Consider the following 25,089-nt stretch of genomic DNA (forward strand, 5'->3'; position numbering starts at 1 on the left):
ACTGACAGGGAACGCACCCCTCGGGGGAACGGCCGGGAGTGGCCCATGCTTGATGCCTGCCAGCACGACGATGTTCCCGGTTCGCGGGGGTACGCGTGAATCGACGCGCCGAAGACCGCGCGGATGGTGAACTACTCCGCCTGCAAGCTCTCACCGAACAAGAGCGCGAGGCAAGGCGCCATGCGGAGACCCTGGCCGAGAGCAGGCTGCAGGACGTCTACGCCAAGCAGCAGCAGATCGAGCTGCTCAACACCATTGCCTCGACAGCCAACCAGTCCGACTCGATCGCTCATGTCCTGCGCACCGCGCTCTCCGCGATCGGGCGTTTCCTCGACTGGCCGGTAGGCCACGCCTACCTCGCCCGGCATGATGAATACGGCGGCACTAGCGAGCTCAATCCCACCGGCATCTAGCACCTCGCCACCGCAAAACCGTTCACCGCATTTCACCAACGCACCGAGGACCGCGCGTTCCAAGTTGAGGAGGGACTGCCCGGTCGTGTGCTGGCCAACGGCGAGCCCGCCTGGATCGAGGATCTGAACACCGACGGCAATTTCCCGCGTTAACCACAGGCAGCGGCCAGCGATCTGTGTTCCGGGTTTGCCTTCCCGGTGATGGTCAAGGACGAGGTCGCCTGTGTCCTTGAGTTCTTTGCCACCGAGCATCAGCCCACCGACCCCGACCTGCTCTGGCTGATGTGGCAAATCGGGGTGCAGCTTGGCCGCGTGATCGAGCGCAACCGCCACGAGGAACGCCTTCTCCACGACGCCTCGCACGACCAGTTGAGCAGGCTGCCGAATCGCCGGCTGTTTCACGACCGCCTGGCCCATGCCATCACTCGGGCCACCCGCGAGTCCTTCAACCTGTTTGCGGTCCTGTTCGTCGATATCGACCGCTTCAAGACCATCAACGACAGCCTGGGGCACCCGGCGGGGGTCGAATTGCTGGTGCGCGTCGGCCAGCGCCTGCTGAGTGCTTTGCGCCAGGACGACACCGTCTCGCGGCCACAAGGGCCCGCGGCCAATCGCCCGGACGACACCCTCGCCCGCCTAGGGAGACGCTGATGAATCAAACGGTCTGGGGCGATATGCCGCGACGGCGGGCCAGTACCTGGCGCACCACCAGTTTCTCCAGCTCCACGATCACGAACACCAGCATCCCGAACGCCAGGATGCGAATCCAGTCGTCGAGACGAACGGCCGTGGTGCCGAACAACGTGTGCATCACCGGCACGTAGGTGAAGGCCAGCTGCAGCAGGATCAACAATCCAATAGCCAGCCACATCGCACGCGAGCGAAACAGCTCCCCACCCGGCAACACGGGCTGATGAATCAGCCGCAGGTTCAGCAAGTAGAAGGCCTGCCCCGCCACCAGCGTGTTGATTGCGACCGTGCGCGCCACCTCTTCGGACACATCTGGGAGCATCCCCATGTACACGAAATGACCGAAGGTGCCGGCCCACAACAGCAAGGCCACGAAGGGGATGCGCCAGAGCAGGAAGCCGGAGAGAAGCGGCGTATTCGGTGCCCGGGGCGGACGCTGCATCACGCCCGGCTCGGCGCGCTCGAAGGCGAGTGCCATGGCCAACGTCACCGAGGTCACCATATTGACCCACAGGACCTGCACCGGGGTCAGCGGCAGGGCCAGCCCCATCAATATCGCCATCATGATGGTCAATGACTGCCCAGCATTGGTCGGCAGCATGTGCAGGATGGCCTTGCGAATGTTGTCGTAAACCGTGCGGCCCTCCTCAACCGCATGGGCGATGGAGGCGAAGTTGTCGTCCGCCAGCACCATCTCCGAGGCTTCCTTGGCCGCCTCGGTCCCCTTGCCGCCCATCGCTACGCCCACGTCCGCGCGCTTCAGCGCCGGGGCATCGTTCACCCCGTCGCCCGTCATCGCGACCACCCGGCCGTTCTTCTGCAACGCCTGAACGAGCCGCAGCTTGTGCTCCGGCGAGGTCCGCGCGAAGACGTCCGTGCGCTCTGCCAGCGCCGCCAGTTCGCTCTCCTCCAGGCCCTCCAGCTCGTGGCCCGAACGCGCCTTGGCATCACGCCCCAAGCCCAATTGCACGCCGATCGCGCGGGCGGTCGCCAGATGATCGCCGGTGATCATCTTCACATCGATGCCCGCCGCCTGACAGTCGGCCACGGCGCGGATAGCCTCTTCGCGCGGCGGGTCGATAATCCCCAGCAGGGCCAACAGAGTGAACCCGCCGGCCTCGACATCGTCGAAGTTCAGCTCGCGTCGTTCGGTGTCGGTGTCGCGCACCGCGACGGCCAGTAGCCGTTGGCCGCGCGCCGCGACCGCCTCCATCGCGGCGTGCCAGTGATTCGCATCGAGGGCCTCACCGCGTTCGGCACTAACCTGCTGCTGGTCACACAGTTCGAGCACCCGCTCTGGCGCACCCTTCAGGAACACACGTGCATGACCCTCGTGGTCATGATGCAAGGTCGCCATATAGCGGTGATCCGACTCAAACGGAATCACGTCCGTGCGGGGTAGGCGCTCCTCTTCCAGATGGGGGTCCAGACCCGCCTTGCGGGCCAGGGTGATCAGCGCGCCCTCGGTAGGGTCGCCCTCCATGACCCAGTCATCGCCCTGGTGATAGAGCTGCGCGTCGTTGCACAACAACCCCGCACGCAGCACCTCGATCAGGAAGGGGTCCTCGTCCGGATCGATGTCCCGCTCGTCCTCGACGAACCCACCCTGCGGGGCATACCCCACCCCACTGACAAAGATCTCGCGGCTTGCCGTGCGCAGGGTTTGGGCGGTCATCTCGTTACGGGTCAGCGTACCGGTCTTGTCGGAACAGATCGTGGAGACCGAACCCAGGGTCTCGACCGCCGGGAGGCGGCGGATGATGGCATTGCGCCGCGCCATTTTCTGTACCCCGATCGCCAGCGCGATCGTCATGATCGCGGGTAACCCCTCGGGGATGGAGGACACCGCGAGACTCGCGGCCGCAAGGAACATCTCGTCCAGCGGGTAGCTACGCACCCAGTAGCCGAAGGCGAAGGTGGCCATCGCGATCACCACAATCACCGCGGCCAGCCAGCGCCCGAACTGCTCCATTTGCCGGACCAGCGGCGTCTCCAGCCCCTCGACCTCGCCAAGCATGGTGGAGATGCGGCCGATCTCGGTGTACTCGCCAGTCGCCACCACCACGCCCGTGCCGCGGCCGAAGGCCACCAGTGTCCCGGAGAACGCCATCCCACGGCGATCTCCAAGATCGGCCTCCAGCGCGACCTCAGCCGTATCCTTCTCCACGGCCACCGACTCACCCGTCAGCACCGCCTCTTCCAGACGCAGGTTCTTGGTCTCGAACAACCGCAGGTCGGCCGGCACCCGGTCGCCTGCCTGCAGATGCACGACATCCCCAGGCACCAGCTGCTCGGCGGGAATCTCGCGGCGTTCGTCACCCCGAGTCACCAGGGCCCGCGGCGACAGCATGCGTCGAATGGCATCCAGGGCTTTCTCGGCCTTGCCCTCCTGGACAAAACCGATCAGCGTATTGATGAGCACCACGGCGAGGATCACGCCGGTATCCACCCAGTGGCCCAGCAACGCCGTCCCCAGCGCGGCCACCAGCAGAATGTAGATCAGGATATTGTGGAAATGGCGCAGGAAGCGCCGCAGGACACCGGCCCGTTCGGGCGGGCGCAACTGGTTGGGCCCATAGTGCGCCAGACGATCTTCGGCCGTGGCGGCCGTCAGGCCTGAACGCGCGGAATCCCAGTGCTCGAGCGCCTCCTCCGCAGTCCGGCTGTGCCATGCGGGGGCTTCACGGGTTTCGCCCGAGTCGGTGGGTTCAGAGGTCTCGGCCATGGGCAACGCCCTGCTGTGTCAACGTCGCCCTATCGTCACCCGGCACCCGAGGGGCGGCAAGCCCTCTCTGGTGCCGGGCGTGCCGAAGGATCAGAATTGCATTCCGACCTTGCCCATTACGCGCATATTGTCGGCATCGGCGCGGCGACCATCGAAGCGATCGCTCTCGGTGAACTGGTAACGCGCCTCCAGCCCCAGAAACCACTGACGATCCAGCTGGTACTTCAGGCTACCCCCCACCTGGGCCGCCCAAAGGCCATTGGTATCGTCGTCCAGCTTCGCACGCACGTAACCGATACCCGGACCAAAGCCCAGCGACAGGCGTTCGTTCGGTTCGAACATCCAGTGGCTGTTCACCTCGGCGCTGGTCATCTTCAGCGGGTTATCACTGTAGCGGCTCACGCTGAGGTGATGCCGCAGCACGCCGGTGGCCGGCTGGAACAGCTGGCAATTCGCCCCGATCTCGACCCCGTAGGCCGCGTCGGAACTGACACCGGACAGATCCGGCGAAACCACACCGCCCAGTAGCGCGACACTGGGTTCCATGCCGCGCTCCACCGCACTCGCCTGCACGAACGGCGCCAGCGCCAAAGCGCCCAGTACCAGCGTCGACAGCGTCTTCTTGTACACCATTGCGCACCTCCGATTGGTCATCTATTAGCGAACCCTGATGATAGATCAGAGCGGCGTGATGTTCATCACAACCACCAGCGTTTGGTGAACCTGGCATGGAATTTTTTTCCGGTCGTCTGCATCCTCCGCGTAGGGCTACCCCGACATTCCCTTGAAAAAAATTGGAAATTCGAGGGAACCCTCGGTGCTCCAAGGCCTCGAAAATGATGATCCCGCCGAATCCGACGGGTGATTCTACGTAGTACTCAGAAGACCACAAATCAAAAAACCAACCTGCAAACGGAGGACTCATGTCCGACAAACCGAATGCGAACCGTCGAAAATTCCTGCGTCAGGCGTCCGCTGCCGTAGCCGCCATCCCGGTCGTCAGCCTCGTTGGCATGTCCAACGCCAAGGCGGAGGAACAGGCCGAAGATGGTCATGCCCACAGCTACGTGAACAACGCCGCCGACGCCGACCATGCCGATTACTCGGATGGCGAAAAATGCAAGAACTGCGCATTCTGGGGTGGCGGTGACTCCGAATGGGGCCAGTGTTTCCACGCCGACTTCCAGGGCGTGCAGGTCAACGCCGAAGGTTGGTGTGACGAGTACGTATCGTCCTAAGTCCGACGTTCCCGTCCGGCCCGGCTTCCTCCGGGCCGGACGCCTTACCTCCCGCCCCTGAACCCCACTGCAACTTGCATCCCCGCCACCCCACCCCGCAAGCTACGCCTTTGATCTCGTAATACGGCTTCGGCTAGTGCCGAGAATGGCCGAAAGGAAGCTGCGTGTCTGACCGCCCACCTCGACCGCCCTGCAGCGCTTCCGCTAACGCGAGAGCCGGTCACTGATGGACCTGTCGACGACTGGCTTCACCGTCCTGTATCTGGTCTACGGTCTGGCGTTCTTTTCGCTGGGCGTCGTTGCCCTGGTGCTGCCGCGAGGCGATGGTACCCTACCGTTTGCCCATCATTTCTGGCTGCTGGCCCTGTTCGGGCTCATCCATGGCAGCTACGAGTTCCTGCAGGCAGCGGGCTTCCACTATTCGTGGGCGCGCGCGCCCTGGCTTAATGCCACCTGGCAACTCGTCTCGTTCCTGCCCCTTCTCGAGTTCGGGCGGCGCGCCCTGAACATGGGCCAGCGGCGTATTCAGCTGGATGCCTTGTTGGTGTACCCGGTCATCGTCGTCGGGCTCATCCTGATGCTCGGGGTGGCGGAAGCCCCCTCGCGTGGCCTCGCCAACGGAGGGCGCTACCTGGTGGGCGTCCCCGGCGCGCTGCTGACCGGCCTGGCCTTCTGGTCCCTGCTGCGCCTGCCCGCTCGGCGGAGCACCAAGGGACCCGGTGATCACGCCCACCATTACCCCGCCCTGGCCACACTGGCCGTGGCTTTCCTCGGCTACGCCCTGGTCACACCATTTCCGGGCACGGTCGACTCCGCCCTCCCGGGCTGGCTGCCGACCCATGGCGATGTGCTGCAGACGATCGGGCTACCGGTGCAAATGCTGCGCATGTTTGCGGCCGTTATCGCCGTTATCGCGCTCGTGTCCCTGACCCGCTCACTAGGAGCCCAGCAGAGCGACGACCTGCTGCGCGTCCTCGATACCCTTAACGGCTTTGTCTATCGCTCCCGCAACAACCCGGACTGGGATGTGATCAACGTCGAGGGTTCCCTGGAGGAACTCACCGGCTACTCGCGTGAAAGGTTCTTTGCGGAGCGCCTCACCTTCAACGATCTGGTGCACCCCGATGATCGCGACCGAGTCTGGCACGAGGTCTCCGAGGGATTGCAACGGAACGGCCAGTACCAGATCCAGTGGCGTCTGATCGGACACAATGGCAGGCACCGCTGGGTGTTCGAGCGCGGCGCCGGGGTCTTCGACGATCGCGGGCGCCTGCGGTACCTGCAGGGGCATGTCATCGATGCCGACGAACTGGTCACCACTGGCGAGACCCTGCGGGCCCGGACCAACGAACTGGAGTCCTTTCGCTCGACCCTCGACCTGACCCTGGATGCGGTGTTCCTGTTCGACGTCGAGACCTTGCGCTTTATCTACGTGAACCAGGGCGCGGTAGACCAGACCGGCATCCCGCGCGAGGAACTGCTCGAACTCCACCCCCATGACATCAAGCCGGACTACCCCGAGACGCGCTTTCGTCGGCTGATCGAGCCCCTGCGCCGCGGCGAGCGCGACCAGTTCCGCTTCGAGACCACCCATCTCCATCGGGACGGCTTCGAGGTGCCAGTCGAGATATCCCTGCAACTCGTGGCCCCGCGCGGCGAGACAGCACGCTACGTGGCGATCTCGCACGACATCACCCAGCGCAAGCGCAACGAGGAGGCCCTGCTCCGGGCCCTGTCCGAGCTGGAAGCGTCGCGCGACGAGCAGACGCGCCTACTGGATCTGACCCGGAACGAACAGGGGCGCATGGCCGCACTGCTCTCGGCCATGAGCGTCGGCATCCTGTTCGAGGATCGCGAGGGCCGGGTGGAATACGTCAACCCGGCCTTCCGGCGCATGTGGGCGATTGGCAGCGAGGTGGAACTGGTGGGTCGTCCCTCGCGCGAGGTGCTGGAACATTCCACCCACCGCTTCGCACGGCCGGATCACGCCTCGCGCCACGTGCTGCACGTGCTGGATACCCACGAGATCAGCGAACGCTTCGAGGTCGACCTGTACGACGGGCGCATCCTGACCCAGGTCTCCTACCCCGTCCACGACACCGACGAGCGTTCCATCGGCCGACTGTGGCTGTACGAGGACGTGACCCACGAGCGCCAGACCGCTCAGCAACTAGTCTACCTCGCCGAGCACGACGCGCTGACCGGCCTGTACAACCGCCATCACTTCCAGAAACGCCTGGAACACGTGATCCACAGCGAGTGGCGGCGCAACGGGCGCTTCGCCCTGCTGTACTTCGATCTCGACGAGTTCAAGACCATCAACGACACCTTCGGCCACCGGGCTGGGGATACCGTGCTGGTACGCGCCGCCGGCGAGATCGCCGCGCTGGTACGCAGTCAGGACATCTTTGCCCGCCTGGGTGGCGACGAGTTCGCGATCTTGGTCGATCGCGAGTCGGAGCGGGAGCCGATCGAACTGGCCGAACGCGTGGGCCGCGCGATCTCGGCGATCCCGTTCCGCTTCCGCGGCCAGAACTACCGGCTCACCGCCAGCATCGGCATCGCCCACTTTCCGGAGCATGGCGACAACGTCGAGGACCTGGTGGCCCACGCCGACACCGCGATGTACCAGGCGAAGGATCTGGGCAAGAATACTTGGGCGGTGTTCGACCGTAGCCGCAACACCGCCGAGCACATGCTGGAACGGATGTCCTGGAGCCAGCGCATCGGCACCGCGCTGGAGCAGGATCACTTCGAATTGCATTACCAGGGGATCTACGCAGTCGGCGATGGCCACCTGCACCACATGGAGGCCCTGGTACGCATGCGCGACCCGGCTTCCCCGGATGAGATCACCATGCCTGGCCAGTTCATACCGATTGCCGAGAAGACCGGGCAGATCCTCGACATCGACCGCTGGGTGATCCGCGAGAGCATCCATCGGCTGGCCGGGGGTCCGACCATCCCCGGGATCGCGATCAACATCTCCGGGCGCAGCTTCGACGAACCGGGACTGCCGCACTACATCAGCCACCAGCTAGAACAGCAGGGGGTCGAACCGCGACGACTGATCATCGAACTGACCGAGACCGCCGCGGTCTCCGAGATGCAGGATGCCCAGCGCTTCATCGAGGCGTTGCAGCACACCGGCTGCACCGTCTGCCTGGACGACTTCGGCTCCGGGTTCTCTACCTTCGCCTACCTCAAGTACCTGGGCGTACAGATCCTGAAGATCGACGGCCTGTTCGTGCGTGACCTGCCCAACAACCGCGACAACCAGGCCTTCATCCGCGCGATGGTCGACGTCGCCCGTGGCCTCGACAAGCAGACCGTCGCCGAGTGCGTGGAAGACGGCCCGACCCTGGAGATGCTGGCCGAACTGGGCGTGGACATGGCCCAGGGCTACCACCTGCACCGCCCGTCACTGGAGCTCCCCGCGGTCACCACCTGAACCGAGGCACACGATGCCGTCAGTCCGTAATCGACAAGGACTCGTCCAGGCCGTATTCCGGCGCCTAGAAACGGAAACCCACCGCCGCTGGGGCGGCGCGGAACACGCCGCGGGCCCGGCTCCATCCCTGTTCGCGCACCCGCGGCCCGCCCCCACCCCGTCGCTACGAACCCGGCAAGCCACAGCGCGCGCAGTCGGGCCATACCGACCCGCGTGTCCGGGGCCGCCTCCACCGCCATCACCAGGGACGCGGGCAGCAGCTCGCGCCAGTCGCCGCTTTCGAAGGCCCCCGGCAGCAGGTCCTCGTCGATGATCTACACGAAGTCCGGCACCGGATCGGAGCCGGTACGTTCCGCCAATTGAATCAGCGCCCCCGCCTCATCGGTATAACCGGACAGAGCGAAGCCGCACAGGTGGTGGTCGACGATGTCGTGCACGAACACCGAGGTCGGGATGCGCTCGCCGGTATACGGGGTCGCCGCGATAACGTCCGCGCCACGCCCCGGCAAATCCAGCTTCCAGCCAGGCACGCCAAAGCCATCCTCCCAGGTGTCCGCGTACTCCGCGGGAATGGATACGCCGGCGGCGTCAGTCGCTTCATGCATGTCGGGAATTCGGGACATCGACGTGTACCCTCCTGGACGATCGCCTCTTGCACTTTACTGACCGGTCAACTATAGTGCAAAGACATGACAACGTACCCGACCCCAACCCCGACCCACCGGACCCGCGGCGACAGCCGCGACGCACTCCTGACGGCCGCGCGCGAACTGATCGTTGGTCGCAGCTACAGCGCCGTCGGCATCGCGGAGATTTGTGCCCATGCCGGCGTGCGCAAGGGCAGCCTGTACCACTTCTTCCCCGGCAAGGAGGCGCTCACCCTGGCGATGCTGGACGCCCTCTACGCGGACTTCGAGCGCGAAGTGTTGATCCCGGGGCTTGCCGGCGCCAACGGCCTGCACGCCCGGATCGAGGCGTTCGTCCATGCGATCCACGCCTTCGAGGCCCGCATGCAGGCGGAATCCGGTCAACTGCCCGGCTGTCCCTTCGGCAACCTGGCCGTGGAGATGGGGACCCACAATCCGACCCTGCGCCAAGCGATCCGGGGGCACCTCGATGCCGTCGCCGCCCATTTCCGCTCGGTGCTGGACGAGGCCGTGCAGGACGGCGAACTGCCCGGCGATACCAACACCGAGACGCTGGCCGAGCAGTGGCTGGCCCTGATGGAAGGGATCCTGGTGATGGCCAAGGCCGACCAGGACCCGGCGACGGTCCTGCGCCTGGGCCCGGCGCTGGTCACACTCCTGACCCACTCGCCCCCGGAGGGACCCCATGAACGATGAACGCTTCCCCCTGCACGACGCCGCCAGCGCCCCGGAGGCGCAAGCCGTCTTCGACCGAGCCGAACAGACCTTCGGCATGGTCCCCAACCTGATCCGCAAGATGGCCAGTGCCCCGGGCCTGGCCGAGGTCTACCTGGCGCTCAACAACCTGCTGCAGAAGACGTCGCTGAGCCCCACCGAACAGGACGTCCTGGTGCTGACCGTCAGTCGCTACCACGGATGCGACTACTGCATGGCCGCCCACAGCATGACCGGCCGCATGACCGGCGTACCCGACGACGTCATCGCCGCGCTGCGCTAGGGGGACGCTGATTCAATCGCGCGTCCGCGTTGGTGCCCCCTGTTTTCCGAGACAAGGCGCGTCGCGCAGCAGGTAGTGGTTCTACCCGCAAGTGGCGTAACGCAAGATCGGGGAACAGGGGCACCAACCCCACAAGCCATTGAACGCAGGGGCTCGGCCGCCCGTTGTTGATTAAAAACGGGCGCGCGCACAGCGTTGCGGCTCCCTTGTGCAGAATGGCTGCACCGCAGTCACCGCGCCTTGTTCGCACGCAAAAGCAACTCGAGCGCGGACGTGCGATTCAATCAGCGCCTCCCTAGGACCGCGCGATCGAGGAACCCAGATTGGAGGCCCTGCGCCAGTTCGCCCGCGCCATGCTCGAACAGCGCGGCTGGGTCGACGAACCCACCCAGCAGTCCTTCCTGGACGCCGGACATACCGCCGCGCAGATGCTGGAGGTCATCCTGGCGATCGGCCTGAAGACGCTGTCCAACTACACCAACCACATCGCCGGCACCCCGGTCGACGCGCCCATGGCCAACGAACGCTGGAGCGCAACCGCGCGTTGACCGCGCATGCCGTAGCCGATAATGCGATTGCGGCATGCACCGCGCAGCGGCAAGGTAGGGCCTCGCTCCCGACCGCCAGCCCGCCTGCATGCCGCCACGCTCGCGCATCCTCCTGCTCTCCGCCTACCGGGCCGACAGTCACGCCGCCTGGGTCGACTGGCTGACCACGACCTTCGGTCAATTCGACTGGGAGGTGCTGGAACTGCCCGGGCGGCATTTCCGCTGGCGCATCCGCGGCAACCCGATCTCCTGGCTGGACCGGCTCGCGGGTGTGGAGGCCGATGCGGTCATCACCACCTCGATGGTGGACCTGGCCACCTTGCGCGGCCTGCATCCACCGCTTGCCAGGCCACCCACGCTGTACTACGTGCACGAGAACCAGTTCGCCTACCCGGTCGGACGCGACCAGGTGGATTCGGTGGACCCCCAGATGGTGCAGATCTACGCGGCACTGGCGGCGGACCGCGTGGCCTTCAACTCTGCGTTCAACCGCGACTCGTTCCTGGACGGCATAGACGCCCTGCTCGCGCGGATGCCGGATCATGTCCCCGGCGGCCTGCGGACCCGACTCCAGGCACGCAGCGACGTCCTGCCCGTCCCGGTCGCGCGACCCGCCCCGGCGGGCACCGCGCGCGACCCGGGCCTGATCCTGTGGAATCACCGCTGGGAGTACGACAAGGCACCGGAGGTGTTCACCGAGGCGCTGCTACGGCTGCGGGAGGCCGGCGTGGACTTCCGGCTCGCCCTGCTGGGGGCGCGGCCCGCGCAGGCCCCCGAGGCCCTGCAACGACTGCGCGCCACCCTCGGGGACCGCATCGTGGCGGATGGCAAGCTGCCTCGGCGGGAATACGAAGACCTGCTGGGCCGCGCGGGCATCGCCGTCAGCACTGCCTTGCACGAGTTCCAGGGACTGGCCGTACTGGAGGCCACGGCCGCCGGGGCCACGCCACTGGTCCCGGACGCCCTGGCCTACCGCGAGCAGTATCCCGACACCTGCCGCTATCCCGCCGGCGATGGCGCGGCCCTGACCGACCGTCTGCGGCATTGGCTGCAACAGGGCACGCCGCCGGCACCGGACGTGCGCGCCTGGCTGCCGGCTCGGCTGGAACCGCGCTGGCAGCAGGCGCTGGATGCACTGGTGGCGGGCAACGCCCGCCGGCCCGGGATCAGTCGCGCCTGACCACGATCCGGTCGGAAGGGAGCTCGTCCTCGGCCACGAAGACCGGGCGGATCACATCGCGGTAGTTGCGGATACGCTGCACGTAGTACACCGGCTGGTAGCCGCGGGCGTAGCCGAAGCGCAGGTTCTGGTAGTAGCGCTCTTCGGTCAGCAGCGGCAGGGTCTCGCGCATGTCGGCCCAGCGATCCGGATCGCGGCCCAGCTCGCGCGCCAGCCGGCGCGCATCCAGCAGGTGCCCGCGACCGATGTTGTAGGCCGCCAGCGCCAGGTAGGTGCGGTCGGGCTCGTCAATGTCGTCGGGCAACAGTTCGTGTTGGCGCTGTAGGTAGCGCGCCCCGCCGTCGATGCTCTGCACCGGGTCCAGGCGATCCACTCCCAGGGACTCGGCCGTGCGCTGCGTCAGCATCATCATGCCGCGTACACCGGTGGGGCTGCGCGCCTCCGGATCCCAGTGCGACTCCTGGTAGGCCAGGGCCGCCAGCAGATCGGCTGGTAGATCGGTGCTTTCGGCCGCTTCCTCGAAATACGACTGGAACTGCGGCAGGCGGTCCTCGATGCGGCGGTTGAGCGCCCGCAGGTCGACAAAATCGAACTGATCGATGTAGGCGTAGTAGCGCTCGTCCACGAGTTCGCGCAGTTCCCGGCCGCCATCACTCTGCATCCAGTCGCCCGCAAGTTCGGCCAGGGCCACCTGGTCCGGCTGCACGTACCAGCCCAGGGTGCGCGGCTCGGACAGGTCAAAGGCGATGTCGAGATGCGGGAAGGAGCGACGGTTGTAGCGCACGATATGCGAATCGGCCACGGTGCAGTCGATCTCCTGCCGGGCGACCTGCGCCATCAGCCGCTCAGTACCGATCTCGCGGACCTCGAACCCGGCCGAATCCGGAAGCGCCTCCTCCAGGGTCTCCACGTAGCTGCTGCCGGCCGAGACCACCAGGTCGACCGACCCCAGGTCGTCCGCCGATTCGGGCATGGCATCGAAGTCGCGATGGCAGACCACCTGCTCGGTGATCTCCATGTACTCGGGGCCGCGCCGGAAGCGCTCGTCGCGCGAGGCGAGATGGGTCAGCCCGGCCGCGGCCATATGCGCCCCGCCGGAGGCCAGCGCCTCGAGCACACCGGAGACCGATTCGGCCATGACCCACTCCACCTGCCAGCCATGCGCCTGGGCAAAGCCCTCGACCAGGTCATGCTCCGTGCCCGCCGCTTCCAGATGCTGGTCAAAGTACCAGGTGGTGGGCGCATTGCGGGTCACCACGCGCAGCGTGCCGGTCTTCTCCACCGGCGCCAGCCGCTCGCCGGCGCTGGCGTTCGAGACCATCGAGTCGGATTGCCCCTCCTCGGCGCCACAACCCGCGAGCAGCGCCAGCAGCGCGGCAGGCAGCAGCGCGCGGAATTGTCCGCGGGGTGACGGGCGCCAGCCCGCGGCGCGGCGATGATTCGGTTCATGCATTCCGGTTTCCTTCCCGTCGACAGGCCGCGCGGATTGGCTGACCCCGTCCATGACGGATCCATGAATGTCCGATACAGAGACTAGGGTTTTGCGGAATGGTTCTCAAAAATACCCACGACGAAGGGGTTGCCATCCCTTGCGGAGGCCACCGCTGATGGGCGGCCCAGCCGCGTGCCCTGTACAGTCGAAGCCTACGCCACCGTGCGATTCGGGGAACGCAGCGACCTCGGCACACTCCAATACTCCGTTACCCGCAAGGAGCGCGACATCATGGCCGTCGAATCCCTTCTCCTCCTCCTGCTCATCGGCGGCATCGCCGGCTGGCTCGCCGGGCTGCTGGTGCACGGCTCCGGGCAGGGCATCCTGCTCAATATCGTGGTCGGCGTGATCGGGGCCTTCCTCGGCGGCTGGCTGTTCACCCAGCTCGGGGTCCAGGCCGGCGGGCTGATCGGCAGCCTTGCCGCCGCGACACTCGGGGCCGTGCTGCTGCTCGGCCTGTTGCGACTGATCAAAAGAGCCTGATCCATCCACCTTCTCAGGGAGACACCATGATTCAGATCCTCGGCATCATCCTGCTGGTTGGCGGCCTGATCGCCGTCGTCGTCGGCGCCCAGGATGCCTTTGGCATGCGCGAACGCGCCGCCCGCCTGTTCCTCGGGCGGTTTACGCAACGCACGCTTGCATTACTAATCGGCGGAGGCCTCGCCGCCGTGGTCGGGCTTATCCTGCTGACCTGAAAAGTCTGTGACGTGGTTGGCGTAAGCCACTCGAACCGGTAGTGTCCGGCTCGGGGCGGCACAGGCCAGCCAATGGTTCCGCGGCTGCCCCTAAAAACAATAAATAGGGGGAGACCGCATGACCATGAAACCGTCGCGCCGCCTGGCGCTCACCGCCGCCGTCAGCACCGTCCTGTTCGCCACACCTACGACCCTGCTGGCCGCCGGTTTCTACATCCAGGAACAGGGCGTCTCCGGCCTCGGCCGTGCCTATGCCGGGGAGGCCGCCATCGCCTCCGACGCCAGCACCATCTACTTCAATCCGGCCGGCATGACCCGCCTGGAACGCAACGAGGTGCAGGCGGGGGTGCATCTGCTGATCCCCAACGCCGAGGTCAACCAGCGCAACACCCAGATCCCCGGCCGCGACAGCGGAAACCCCTACGACCCGACCCCGGTGCCCAACCTGTACTGGGCGGAACAGTACTCCGACCGCGTCTGGCTGGGCTTTGGCCTGAGCGCCCCGTTCGGCCTGAAGAACGAATACAACGATGACTTCTTCGCCCGCTACGACTCGCTGGAATCCGATCTGCGCGTGCTGAACCTGCAGCCCAGCATCGCCTTCGATCTGACCGACCGGATCTCCATCGGTGGCGGCCTCGACCTCCAGTACGCCGACGCCACCCTGCGCAGTGCCACGCCGGACCCGACCGGGCCCAATCCGGACACCGATGGCGAATTCGAGCTCGAAGGCGACAACTGGGATGTCGGCTTCAATATCGGGATGCTATTTGACCTGACGGACAACACCCGCCTCGGTATTCATTACCGCGATGGAATCTCGCACACGCTTCAGGGCACTGCTACCGCAACACTCTCTACGAACGACCCCAACCGAGCAGTCGTTGGCGACACGATCGTGCAAGGTGGACAAGCAGGTCTGAAGCTTCCAGACATTGCCTCGATCGGCATCCGCCATCGCTTCAACGACCGCTGGACCGGGCTCGCGCAATACACCTGGTTCAACTGGTCGAACTTCGACGAAATCCGCATTGAGCTCGCAACCGGCGACCAGGTACTGGAACAGAACTACAACAACAGCTATGCCCTTGCGGTGGGGGCCGAATACGAGATGAACCCGCGCTGGACCCTGCGCGGCGGCATCCAGTACGACCAAACCCCCACCCAGACCGACGGGCGCAGCACGCGTACCCCGGATGGCGACCGCACGTGGTTCTCCTTCGGCGCCAGCTATGCCAGCAGCGACCGCCTGACCTTCGACCTCGGCTACAGCTACATCCACATCGAAAGCGAGGACGTGGACATCACGCGCAGCTTCAATGGGACCGACATCAACATGCAGGGCACGACCAAGGGTCATGTGCACGTCCTCTCGGCCGCTATGCGCTATCACTTCTAGAACCCCATAGGCCGGGGAAATCTCGCCCCGGCCTATTCGTCCCGCAACGGCACTCCGCAGACCGTCACCAACGCCCGGCGATCCGCCGCGCTTAAGTCCCGGCGCCCCGCATTGGCCGGACCCAGCATCGAATGCATCACGGCCGCCGGATCATCGACGTGGCCAATCCCCAGTGCGTGCCCCAGTTCGTGCGCCAGCGTAAGACGCAACTCGTCCGCGTCACTGGCCTTGAACACCGTGATCGACCGCCGTGCCCCCTGTTGCTCATAAACCGCCATATCGAAGCTTCCGGTCGCACTGACCTCTCGGTTCAACATCGCGACCTGCTCGTTAAACCCCTCGATCGCGCGCCCCAGTTCGCGGATCTCGCGGTTCAATTCGCCGCGGCGACGTTCCAGGGCCTCGCGGCGTTGCTCCAAGCCGTGCCGATCCGCGTCCAGCGCGGCGCGTTCGCGCTCCAGTCGATCACGATTAGCCGCGCTGTGCTCCATGCGCCCCGCGTTCCAGGCCGCTACCGCCTGTTCGTGTTCGCGCTGACGCGCCTGATAGGCCTCCAATCGCCGCTGATAGCTCGCAGAATCGCTTTCCAACGCCGAGCGCCACTGGTCCAGGCGCTCCTCTCGCGCCGCGATGCGGGCCTGCAGGCTGTCCAGTTCCTGGCGGGTTCGATCCCGCGTTTCGGCCGTCGCCTGGCGCTGGTCAAAAACCAGGCGCACCGGCATCCCCTCGCCATCGCGCTGCCGGAAAAGCTCGGCATCCGTCTGCGAATCCCACATCGTGACCGCTGCGTCCAGGGCGGCCTGAACCGCCTCCGGTTCCAGCCGAAAGCGGGGGTCGACCGCCTCAAGATGCAGGGTCAGTGGCACCTGGCACTCGGAGGCCACCATGTACCCGGCAACACCGCCCGGCCAATCGCCCTCCTGCCAGACCAGGCCGCCCAGCGCCAAGGCGCCCACGCCTCCCACCAGCCACAACGGTAGTGCCATCACACGTCCTCAATTGTTATCCACAAGGTGCCACCCAGCCGCCGCGAGGACCAGTGTTTGCCCCTTCGTGGCGCGCGAGGCACCATTGAGGCACGGCTCACGACACGCTTCAATCAGGAGACCATCATGATGCGCGCCCTTTTCGCGGCCCTGCCGCTCATTGCATTGCCCTTCGCCACCCAGGCCGAGACCCCGAACATCCAGCCCGGCCTGTGGGAGAACCAGAACACCATGATTATGGAAGGCATGGGCAACATGCCCGACCAGACCGAGACCACCACCGAGTGCGTCACTCAGGAAGACATCGACCAGGGCGAGAGCATCATCGAGCCCCCCGAGGGCTGCTCCATGGACCAGATGGACATGAGCGCCGACCGCATGGACTACACCATGGTCTGCACCGACCCTCAGGGCGGGCAAATGCAGATGGAGGGCAGCATGCGTTTCATGGGCGATCGCGCCGAGGGCGAAATGACCAGCGAGATGGATACGCCCATGGGCACGGTGAACGTCCGCATGGAAATGCGCGGCGAACGCATCGGCGACTGCTGACCCCCGCGTTCACCACGCGCCCGCAAAGTCGCTAACAGGAAGATGGGAAGGCTGGAAGGTAGACCCATTGGCGGGCTGGGGCGGACCACGACCCACCAAGGCATTTCTTCCAGACTTCCCGTCTTCCTGTAAACCTCTCTTAGGTTGCGTCAGTGGCGGCCGTGAGGCCGTAACGGCCCTGGCCGGGCGTTTTCAGGTGTGGCGCCAGAGGAGGATCTGGTTATTGACCGGGAGATCGATGATGGCCTCGCGCTGAAGGCCGTGGGCCGATGCGAGGCTGTCCAGGTCGGCACGATCGCGTACGCCCATGCCGGGGTCCTGCGTTCGCAAGGCGTGATCGAAGCGGGCGTTGGATTCCGCGGTATGCACCCCATCGTGGGCAAAGGGCCCGTACAGGGCAAATAGGCCGCCCGGCGCCAATATCCGCGCCACACCGGCAAACATCACCTCCACTGCAGGCCAGTGCATGATGTGCACGGTATTCGCGCTGTACACATACTCGAACGGCCCCTCCGGCCAGGTATCCAGCCGCACGTCCAGCGGTATCGGAGCGCGCAAGTTGGGCAGCGCGGCATCGCGGCGCCAGGCCTCCACGCCCGGCAGGTTGTCCGCGACATCGCTGGGGCACCAATCAAGGTGCGGCAGCGCCGCGGCAAAGTGCACCGCATGCTGCCCGGTGCCAGCACCGATCTCGAGCACCCGGCCATGGGCGAGAAACTGTTCCCGCAACACGGCGAGGATGGGTGCGCGGTTCTGTTCCGCGGCTGGGGCATAGGGCTTTTCGGAGGCCATCGCAAGAATCCGTCAGGGCAAGAAGGGCCCAATTCTGGACGCTCCGGAATACGGCTGCCATGATCGAGAGACATCCTTGGTTCAGGCCAACTCCATGACCCCTCGCCCCCGACTGTTTCTGTCCGCACTGTTCACCCTCTTGCTGGCCGTCGGCAGCGAGGTTCTGGCCCGCGACATGGCAACCGATCCGGAGCGCTTGCTGCCGGTGGAGCTGGCCACCGTCGGGATCGACGCCGGGAGTGGCGCCGCGATTGCCCTGCTGCGCCAACCCGCCTCCGGCGAGGTTGTGCCCATCGTGATCGGTACGGATCAGGCCCGTGCGATCCTGCTGGCCATGCATGAGGTCCCGTTGTCCCGGCCACAGACGCACGACTTGATGATCGACCTGATAGAGCAACTGGATGCCCGTCTAGAACGAGTAATCGTGGACGGCCTGGAAAACGGGACCTACCTCGGATGGCTGGAGATTCGGGTCGCCGGGGAAGAGGAACCGCGGCGAATTGATACCCGGCCCAGTGACGCATTGGCGCTGGCCGTGCGCAGTGGGGCGTCGATCCACGTTGCCCCGGAGATCCTCGAGGCCGATGTGCCGTTCGACTACACCCCACCGGGCGATGACGAGGTCGTAACCGCTCTGGGCATCACCGTCGTGGAGGCCCGCGACGATTTGCGCGAGGCCCTGCAACTTCCGGATGAGCCCGGTGTGCTGGTCAGCCGCGCGGTGGGCCGCGCCGCCACGGCGGGGATCACCCAAGGGGCGCTGATACTGGAGGTCAACGACCGGACGCCGGAGACCCCGATGGACTTCCTGGAAGCGGTGTCGGCAACGCCGGAAGGCGAAGAAGCCACGATCCGCTACTGGCTGGACGGAGAAACGCGGACCATCACCCTGCCCACCGATGTCCCCACGATTGAGGAATCGGACGACGCCCTGAGCGTCTGAGGTTATCTCAATCAATCATCAGCTGCGGCGAACATCAGCTGCGGGCCGGAAGCCGCGGGCGCAGCCAGTCGAGGGCAGCAGTGGTTGCCGGATCGTGGGCGGCGGGTGGCGTACCCGGTTGCAGGTCTTCGAGGACCTGTCCGGCGAGCTGCTTGCCCAGCTCGACGCCCCACTGGTCAAAGGCATTGATGCCCCACAGCGTCGCCAGCACGTAGATCTTGTGCTCGAACAGCGCAATCAGTGCGCCCAGCGTCGCCGGGTCGAGCTGCTCCAGCAGGATCAAAGTGCTGGGCCGGTTGCCGGGGAAGGTTCGATGCGGCGCCAGCGCCTCGATCACCTCGGGCGGCTGACCGGCGGCGGCCATCTCCGCACGCACCTCCGCCTCCGTCCGGCCCAGGGCCAGTGCCTCGGTCTGCGCAATCAGGTTCGCGATCAGCAACGGGTGCTGGTCCGGCAGGTCATGCGCCGGGCGGGCGACCCCGATGAACTCGGCAGGGATAAAACGCGTGCCCTGGTGCAGCAGCTGGAAGAAGGCATGCTGGCCGTCGGTGCCCACTGCGCCCCAGACCACCGCCCCGGTGTCATCGGGCACCACGTCACCACCGAGCCCCACGCGTTTACCCAAGCTCTCCATCTCCGCCTGCTGCAGGTACGGCGGCAGCAACGACAGGCGTTCGTCATAAGGCAGCACGGCCCGCGACTGGGCACCCAGCAGATTCTGGTTCCACAGGTCCACGAGGGCCATGCGTACCGCGGCATTGGTGGCCACGGGGGCGTGACGCACGTGCTCGTCCATGGCGTGCGCGCCGCCGAGGAAGACACGAAAGCCGTCCATCCCCAGCAGCAAGGCCACCGACAGTCCGATGGTGGACCACACCGAATAGCGGCCACCGACCCAGTCCCAGAAACCGAACATGTTGTCGGGGTCGATGCCGAACTCGACCACCCGATCGCGTGCGGTGGACACCGCTACAAAATGCTGCGCGATGGCCTGTTCGTCCGGCGCATGCCGCAGTAGCCAGGCGCGGGCGGCGCGGGCATTGGTCAGGGTTTCGAGGGTGCCGAAGGTCTTGGAGGCGACGATAAAGAGGGTCGTCTCGGGGTCGGCCTCGCGCAGCACGGCAGAGAGGGCGGCGCCGTCCACGTTGGAGACAAACTGCACGGCCAATGGCGCACCCTCGGCCGTGGCCTGCGCGTGTGGCGCGAGCGCCCGACAAACCATGCGCGGGCCCAGATCGGACCCCCCGATGCCAATATTCACCACCCGCCGGATCGGCTGACCGCTGTACCCGCGGTGCGTGCCGTCATGGATACGCTGTACAAAGCCCGCCACCCGATCGAGCTCCGCATGCACCTGCGGCACCACATCCTCGCCTTCCACCTCGCAGCGGGCCTCGCGCGGCAGACGCAGGGCCGTATGCAGGGCCGCCCGACCTTCGGTGGTGTTGACCCGTTCCCCCGCGAACAGGGCCCGCAGGGCCTCCGGTACCTCGCTGGCCGCGGCGCGCTCGAACAGCGCCTCCCAGGCCGCGGCATCCAGACGCTGACGCGTCCAGTCCAGACGCAGCCCGGCAATCTCCTGAACATCCCGCTGCACACGGTCAGGATCGCGCGCAAACAGCTCGCGCAGCGTCTCCTGTTCCAGTCGGCGGGCCTCTACCTGCAAGGCACTATCCATCGACACATCCACTCCCGCTGTCATCCTGTCTCCCTTGTCCCGTGCCCAGAGTGCCGCCCCGGCCCCTGCGTTACAATCGATAGAAACCCAACCGGTCCCGCCGGTTCCATATTCGGGGATTGTTGCATGCGCATCCTGTTCGCCAGCAGCGAGGCCTACGGTCTGGTCAAGACCGGGGGCCTGGCCGATGTCAGTGCCAGCCTGCCCGCCGCCCTGCGCCGACGGCGCCAGGATGTGCGTCTGGTGGTGCCCGCGTACCCCGAGGCCTGCCGCAACCTGGCAAACGCCTCGGTGCGCCCAGGCCCGGAGGACGCCCCGTGGCAGATTATCGAGGGACAGCTGCCCGGGACCCGCCTGACGGTCTACCTGATCGACTGGCCGGAATACTTCCAGCGCGCCGGCAACCCCTACAGCGCAAGCAACGGTATGGACTGGCCGGACAACGCCCAGCGCTTTGCCGGCTTCGCCCGCGCCATCGTGGCGCTGGCGCGTGACGAGGCCGGCCTGGACTGGACGCCGGAACGGGTGCACCTGAACGACTGGCAGACCGGTCTGGTCCCGCTGCTACTGGACCCTGAACGTACCGGGGTCGAGCGACCACACACCATCTTCACCATCCACAACCTGGCCTACCAGGGGCTGTTCCCCGCGAGCACCCTGAACGAGCTCAACCTGCCCGCCGATCTCTGGCACCCGGAGGCACTGGAATTTCACGACCAGCTCTCCTTCATGAAGGCGGGTCTGGTGTTCGCCGATGTGGTCACCACCGTCTCCCCCACCTATGCCCAAGAGATCCAGAAACCGGCCTCCGGCATGGGACTGGATGGCGTGCTGCGCGCCCGGAGCGCGGACCTGCACGGCATCCTGAACGGGGTCGACTACCGCGACTGGGACCCTAGCCGCGACCGCCACATCGCCGTGCGCTACAGCGCCGATGACCTCGCCGGCAAGGCCGCGAACAAGGCCGCGCTGCAGACCCGTCTGGGGCTGGATGTGAATCCAGATATCCCACTGTTGGGGCATGTCGGCCGCATGGTGGAGCAGAAAGGCGTCGACCTGCTGCACGCCGCCTGCACGCCACTGCTGGAGGCCGGGCACATCCAGTTGGCGCTGGTCGGCTCGGGGCAGAAAGACCTGGAACATGCCACCGGCGCCCTGGCGCGCGCCTACCCCGGCCGCGTGGGCGTGCACATTGGCTACGACGAGCCGCTGGCGCACCAGATCGAGGCGGGCGCCGATCTGTTCCTGATGCCGTCACGCTTCGAGCCCTGCGGCCTGAACCAGCTCTACAGCCTGCGCTACGGCACCCCGCCCGTGGTGCACGCGACTGGCGGCCTGGCCGACACCGTAGTGGATGCAACCCCAGAGTACCTGGACGATGGCAGCGCCACCGGCTTCAGCTTCACCCCAGACAGCGTCAGCGCCCTCGGGCAGGCACTGGAACGAGCGCTGGGGCTTTACACAGCGCGCGCTGATGGTCGCTGGGAACAACTCATACGCAACGGAATGAACCAGGACTTTGGCTGGACCGCCAGCGCCGACGCCTACCTGGCGTTATACCGCCAGCAGGTCCCGCGCCGCACCCGGCGTGCGAAAGCGCCATCTGCGCTATAATCTCGTCCTTTTCCCGACGTCCCGACCCTCTCACGGCAATCAACCGGCAAGCACAGGCCACGGCGGAAGTCGTCCTGTGTGTACAGGTCCGATATGACTCGAAGCGATCAACACGACCGATTCCTGCCCAAGGACAAGGAACTGCGCGCACGCGTGCGCCTGTTCGGGGAACTGCTGGGCAACGTGATCTACAAGCTGGAAGGCCAGGCCGTGTTTGACGCGGTGGAGAAGCTGCGACGCGGCTTCGTCAGCCTGCGCAAGGAGGAAGATGCCGAGCTGCGCCGCCAGCTGATGGCCGACATCACGCACTTCGACGCCTCGCTGACCGAGCGCGTGATCCGCGCCTTCAGCATCTACTTCAGTCTGGTGAACATCGCCGAGGAAGATTTGTTCTACCGCTGGCGCCGCGCCCAGGTCTCCAGCGGCGAACCGCTGTGGACCGGTTCCTTCGACCAGACCCTGCGTGAACTGCATGACGAGGGCATCACCGCCGAGGAGCTGGAACGGCTGCTCAACGAGATGCACTACCAGCCGGTGTTCACCGCGCATCCCACCGAGGCCCGACGCCGGACCACGATGGAGAATCAGCGACGGGTCTTCGAGACCGCCGACCGGCTGAACCAGCCGGGCCTGGGCGAAGAAGAACGCCGCCTGATCACCGAGGAACTGGAGACCCAGATCCAGCTCCTGTGGCGTACCAACGAGGTGCGGGTGAAGAAGCCCCAGGTCCAGGACGAGATCAAGTACGGTCTGTTCTACTTCGAGGAAAGCCTGTTCGAGGCCATCCCGCAGTCCTACCGCTTTCTGGAAAAGGCCATCCGCCGCATCTACGGCGTGAACGCCGACGGCAGCCTTCCGGTGCGTATCCCGGCCTTCCTGCACTTCGGCTCCTGGATCGGCGGCGACCGCGATGGCAATCCCAATGTAACCCCGGAGGTCACCGAACTGGCCTGTCGTCTGGCCATGGAACAGGTGTTGCGCGAGTACATCAAGCGGGTGAATCACCTGCGCAACGTGCTCACGCACTCGGCCTTCATGTGCCAGCCGTCGCAGGCCTTCCTCGACAGCCTGGAATCCGACGGCAACATCGCCAACGCGGTGTTTCAGGGCACTTCGGATCGCTTCGAGAGCGAGCCCTACCGGCGCAAGCTCTACATCATGCGCTACCGCCTGCGCGAGACCCTGGACACCGTGGTGCGCCGAGTCCACGGCGAGGCCGCCGTACTCCCCACCAACAGCGCCTACGCCGATGCCCAGGCCTTCCTGCAGGACCTGAAGCTGATCCGCGACTCGCTGATCAGCCACGGCGACCGCAACATCGCCAGCGGCGCGCTAACCGACCTGATCCGTCTGGTTGAGACCTTTGGCTTTCACCTCCATCACCTGGACGTGCGCCAGGAATCCACTGTCCACTCCGACGCGATCGCAGAACTGCTGGGCCAGCTGGCACCGGATACCGACTACGCCGCACTGGACGAGAACGGTCGCCAGAAGGCCCTGAGCGAGCTGATCGCCGCCGATACGCTCCCCGAGCTGGACCGCGAAGCCCTCGGCGAGAGCACCCGCGAGACCCTGCGCGTATTCGAGGTGATCCAGGCCATGCGCCGCGAGGTCGGGCCGGACGGCATCGGGACCTACGTAATCTCCATGACACACGCGGCCTCGCATGTGCTTGAGGTCCTGCTGCTGGGGCGCCTGGCCGGACTCGCGGGCAACGACGAGCAAGGCAACCCCTTCTGTTGCCTGCGCATCTCGCCCCTGTTCGAGACCATCGAGGACCTGCTGCACGTGGAAGACGTGCTCGAGGGTCTGCTGTCCAACCCGGTGTACGCCCGCCTGCTGGCCGCCTCTGGCAACATCCAGGACGTCATGCTCGGCTACTCGGATTCCTGCAAGGACGGCGGCATCCTCGCCTCCAGCTGGAACCTCTATGAGGCGCAGAAGAAGATCGTCGGCATCACCGACCGCTTCGGCGTGCGCTGCCAGCTGTTCCATGGCCGCGGCGGCACCGTCGGCCGCGGCGGCGGCCCGACCCATGAATCCATCCTCGCCCAGCCCCCGGCCACCGTGCAGGGGCGCATCAAGTTCACCGAACAGGGCGAGGTGCTGTCGTACAAGTACTCCAACGTGGAAACCGCGGTGTACGAGTTGGGTATGGGCGCGACTGGCGTGATGCTCGCCTCGCGCAGCCTGGTCCGGCCACCGCGCCAGGACCGCGATGACTACCGCGCCACCATGCACCAGCTCGCGGAAAGCGGCGAGGATGCCTACCGCGGACTAATCGACCGCACCGACGGCGTGCTCGACTACTTCTACGAGGTCACCCCGGTACAGGAGATCGGCTTCCTGAACATCGGCTCGCGCCCTTCGCACCGGCGCAAGACCGACCGCTCCAAGAGCTCGATCCGCGCGATCCCCTGGGTCTTTGGCTGGGCTCAGGCACGCCATACGCTGCCCGCCTGGTACGGGATCGGCACGGCGCTCGAGCGCTGGCGCGGCGAAGACCCGGAACGCCTGGCCCAGCTGCAGCGTATGTACCAGGAGTGGCCGTTCTTCCGTTCGCTGCTATCCAACTGCCAGATGGCTCTGACCAAGGCCGACATGCGCACCGCGGCGGAGTACGCCCGCCTGTGCAGCGACCCGAACCTGGCCGACCGCATCTACACCAGCGTACGCGAAGAACACAGCCGCACCGTGACCGAGGTCCTGCGGGTCGCACAGCTGGACGCCCTGATGGACGAGACCCCGCTGCTGGCACGCTCGCTGCAACGCCGCAACCCGTACCTGGACCCGCTCAACAGCATCCAGATCCACCTGTTGCGCGAATCGCGTCAGTTTGACGCCGAGGCCGAAGACGACGCCGAAAACCCCTGGATCTCACCCATGCTGCGTTCTATCAACGCGATCGCCGCGGGTATGCGTAACACCGGCTAACGCCCCCCGAAATAGGGACTGCAACCAGCGGCAGTCCTTATTGCAATGCCCTCGCGCAAGGGACGGCACCCGCTCGCGCGTGCACATCAAGCCGTGTTTCCATAGAATCCCG

17 protein-coding genes and 4 pseudogenes are annotated in these 25,089 nt (G+C 65.9%); 14 read left to right on the plus strand and 7 right to left on the minus strand.

The genetic code is table 11. The features are described from left to right. Positions 1–95: 95 nt before the first annotated feature. Positions 96–1,055 (plus strand): annotated as a pseudogene (locus F462_RS03225) (diguanylate cyclase domain-containing protein); the annotation flags it as partial. Positions 1,056–1,068: 13 nt separating this feature from the next. Here the strand turns inward: F462_RS03225 and F462_RS03230 are convergent. Together F462_RS03230 and F462_RS03235 are read right to left on the minus strand one after the other, a co-directional pair. Further along, positions 1,069–3,828, minus strand: a complete 2,760-nt coding sequence (locus tag F462_RS03230; RefSeq protein WP_038051517.1) for a cation-transporting P-type ATPase — start codon at positions 3,826–3,828, stop codon at positions 1,069–1,071. A 90-nt stretch (positions 3,829–3,918) separates the two neighbouring features. After that, positions 3,919–4,461, minus strand: a complete 543-nt coding sequence (locus F462_RS03235) for an outer membrane beta-barrel protein (RefSeq protein WP_038051519.1) — start codon at positions 4,459–4,461, stop codon at positions 3,919–3,921. Between the two features lie 290 nt (positions 4,462–4,751). On the opposite strand from F462_RS03235, the gene F462_RS03240 reads away from it, so the two are divergent. Beyond that, positions 4,752–5,066: a high-potential iron-sulfur protein gene (locus tag F462_RS03240; protein ID WP_038051522.1), complete on the plus strand. Its 315-nt coding sequence runs from the start codon at positions 4,752–4,754 to the stop codon at positions 5,064–5,066. A gap of 226 nt (positions 5,067–5,292) precedes the next feature. Beyond that, positions 5,293–8,517 carry an EAL domain-containing protein gene (locus F462_RS03245; protein WP_038051524.1) on the plus strand — a complete coding sequence of 1,075 codons (3,225 nt, stop codon included), beginning with the start codon at positions 5,293–5,295 and terminating at the stop codon, positions 8,515–8,517. Between the two features lie 64 nt (positions 8,518–8,581). Here F462_RS03245 and F462_RS03250 read toward each other — a convergent pair. Continuing rightward, positions 8,582–9,122, minus strand: a pseudogene (locus tag F462_RS03250) (hypothetical protein). Positions 9,123–9,206: 84 nt separating this feature from the next. Between F462_RS03250 and F462_RS03255 the strand changes: the two are divergent. The 4 genes and pseudogenes from F462_RS03255 to F462_RS03270 all read left to right on the plus strand — a co-directional run bounded on the left by F462_RS03255 (position 9,207) and on the right by F462_RS03270 (position 11,889). After that, entirely contained in the window at positions 9,207–9,860 is a 654-nt protein-coding gene (locus tag F462_RS03255; RefSeq protein ID WP_038051527.1) for a TetR/AcrR family transcriptional regulator, read from the plus strand. Next, positions 9,850–10,158: pseudogene (locus F462_RS13600) on the plus strand (carboxymuconolactone decarboxylase family protein); the annotation flags it as partial. The gene F462_RS03255 and the pseudogene F462_RS13600, both read left to right, overlap by 11 nt. A 302-nt stretch (positions 10,159–10,460) precedes the next feature. Continuing rightward, positions 10,461–10,709 (plus strand): annotated as a pseudogene (locus F462_RS03265) (carboxymuconolactone decarboxylase family protein); the annotation flags it as partial. Between the two features lie 88 nt (positions 10,710–10,797). After that, positions 10,798–11,889, plus strand: a complete 1,092-nt coding sequence (locus F462_RS03270; RefSeq protein ID WP_038051529.1) for a tRNA-queuosine alpha-mannosyltransferase domain-containing protein — start codon at positions 10,798–10,800, stop codon at positions 11,887–11,889. Here F462_RS03270 and mltF read toward each other — a convergent pair. Further along, positions 11,876–13,342 carry a membrane-bound lytic murein transglycosylase MltF gene (gene mltF, locus F462_RS03275; RefSeq protein ID WP_038051532.1) on the minus strand — a complete coding sequence of 489 codons (1,467 nt, stop codon included), beginning with the start codon at positions 13,340–13,342 and terminating at the stop codon, positions 11,876–11,878. The two genes, F462_RS03270 and mltF, sit on opposite strands and share 14 nt — an antisense overlap. Positions 13,343–13,612: 270 nt before the next feature. On the opposite strand from mltF, the gene F462_RS03280 reads away from it, so the two are divergent. The 3 genes from F462_RS03280 (at position 13,613) to F462_RS03290 (ending at position 15,478) form a co-directional block, all read left to right on the plus strand. Beyond that, positions 13,613–13,864 carry a GlsB/YeaQ/YmgE family stress response membrane protein gene (locus tag F462_RS03280; RefSeq protein WP_026181664.1) on the plus strand — a complete coding sequence of 84 codons (252 nt, stop codon included), beginning with the start codon at positions 13,613–13,615 and terminating at the stop codon, positions 13,862–13,864. A 26-nt stretch (positions 13,865–13,890) separates the two neighbouring features. Beyond that, complete coding sequence (locus F462_RS03285) at positions 13,891–14,079, plus strand: DUF3185 family protein (RefSeq protein WP_038051535.1); 189 nt, start codon at positions 13,891–13,893, stop codon at positions 14,077–14,079. Between the two features lie 118 nt (positions 14,080–14,197). Further along, positions 14,198–15,478, plus strand: coding sequence for an OmpP1/FadL family transporter (locus F462_RS03290; RefSeq protein WP_038051537.1), 1,281 nt, complete (start codon positions 14,198–14,200; stop codon positions 15,476–15,478). 32 nt (positions 15,479–15,510) lie between these two features. Here the strand turns inward: F462_RS03290 and F462_RS03295 are convergent, their stop codons facing one another. Beyond that, positions 15,511–16,464, minus strand: a complete 954-nt coding sequence (locus F462_RS03295; protein WP_038051540.1) for a matrixin family metalloprotease — start codon at positions 16,462–16,464, stop codon at positions 15,511–15,513. Positions 16,465–16,590: 126 nt separating this feature from the next. Here F462_RS03295 and F462_RS03300 point away from each other — a divergent pair, with 126 nt between their 5' ends. Continuing rightward, the gene (locus tag F462_RS03300) at positions 16,591–17,016 is read left to right on the plus strand and encodes a DUF3617 domain-containing protein (RefSeq protein WP_038051543.1); all 426 of its coding nucleotides are present in this window, start codon (positions 16,591–16,593) and stop codon (positions 17,014–17,016) included. Between the two features lie 192 nt (positions 17,017–17,208). Here the strand turns inward: F462_RS03300 and F462_RS03305 are convergent, their stop codons facing one another. After that, the gene (locus tag F462_RS03305; protein ID WP_038051546.1) at positions 17,209–17,808 is read right to left on the minus strand and encodes a DUF938 domain-containing protein; all 600 of its coding nucleotides are present in this window, start codon (positions 17,806–17,808) and stop codon (positions 17,209–17,211) included. A gap of 94 nt (positions 17,809–17,902) precedes the next feature. On the opposite strand from F462_RS03305, the gene F462_RS03310 reads away from it, so the two are divergent. Then, positions 17,903–18,751: a bifunctional nuclease domain-containing protein gene (locus tag F462_RS03310; protein ID WP_018141909.1), complete on the plus strand. Its 849-nt coding sequence runs from the start codon at positions 17,903–17,905 to the stop codon at positions 18,749–18,751. Positions 18,752–18,785: 34 nt separating this feature from the next. Here F462_RS03310 and pgi read toward each other — a convergent pair whose 3' ends face one another. Then, a complete protein-coding gene (gene pgi, locus F462_RS03315; RefSeq protein WP_038051548.1) occupies positions 18,786–20,429 on the minus strand; it encodes a glucose-6-phosphate isomerase in 1,644 nt (547 codons plus the stop codon). Positions 20,430–20,555: 126 nt separating this feature from the next. On the opposite strand from pgi, the gene glgA reads away from it, so the two are divergent. After that, entirely contained in the window at positions 20,556–22,043 is a 1,488-nt protein-coding gene (gene glgA, locus F462_RS03320) for a glycogen synthase GlgA (protein ID WP_038051550.1), read from the plus strand. A 93-nt stretch (positions 22,044–22,136) separates the two neighbouring features. Beyond that, complete coding sequence (ppc, locus tag F462_RS03325) at positions 22,137–24,977, plus strand: phosphoenolpyruvate carboxylase (RefSeq protein WP_038051552.1); 2,841 nt, start codon at positions 22,137–22,139, stop codon at positions 24,975–24,977. The last annotated feature ends 112 nt before the right edge of the window (positions 24,978–25,089 follow it).

Origin of the sequence: Thioalkalivibrio sp. ALJ1, from assembly GCF_000745395.1 — a bacterium.
Taxonomy (GTDB): Bacteria; Pseudomonadota; Gammaproteobacteria; order Ectothiorhodospirales; family Ectothiorhodospiraceae; genus Thioalkalivibrio.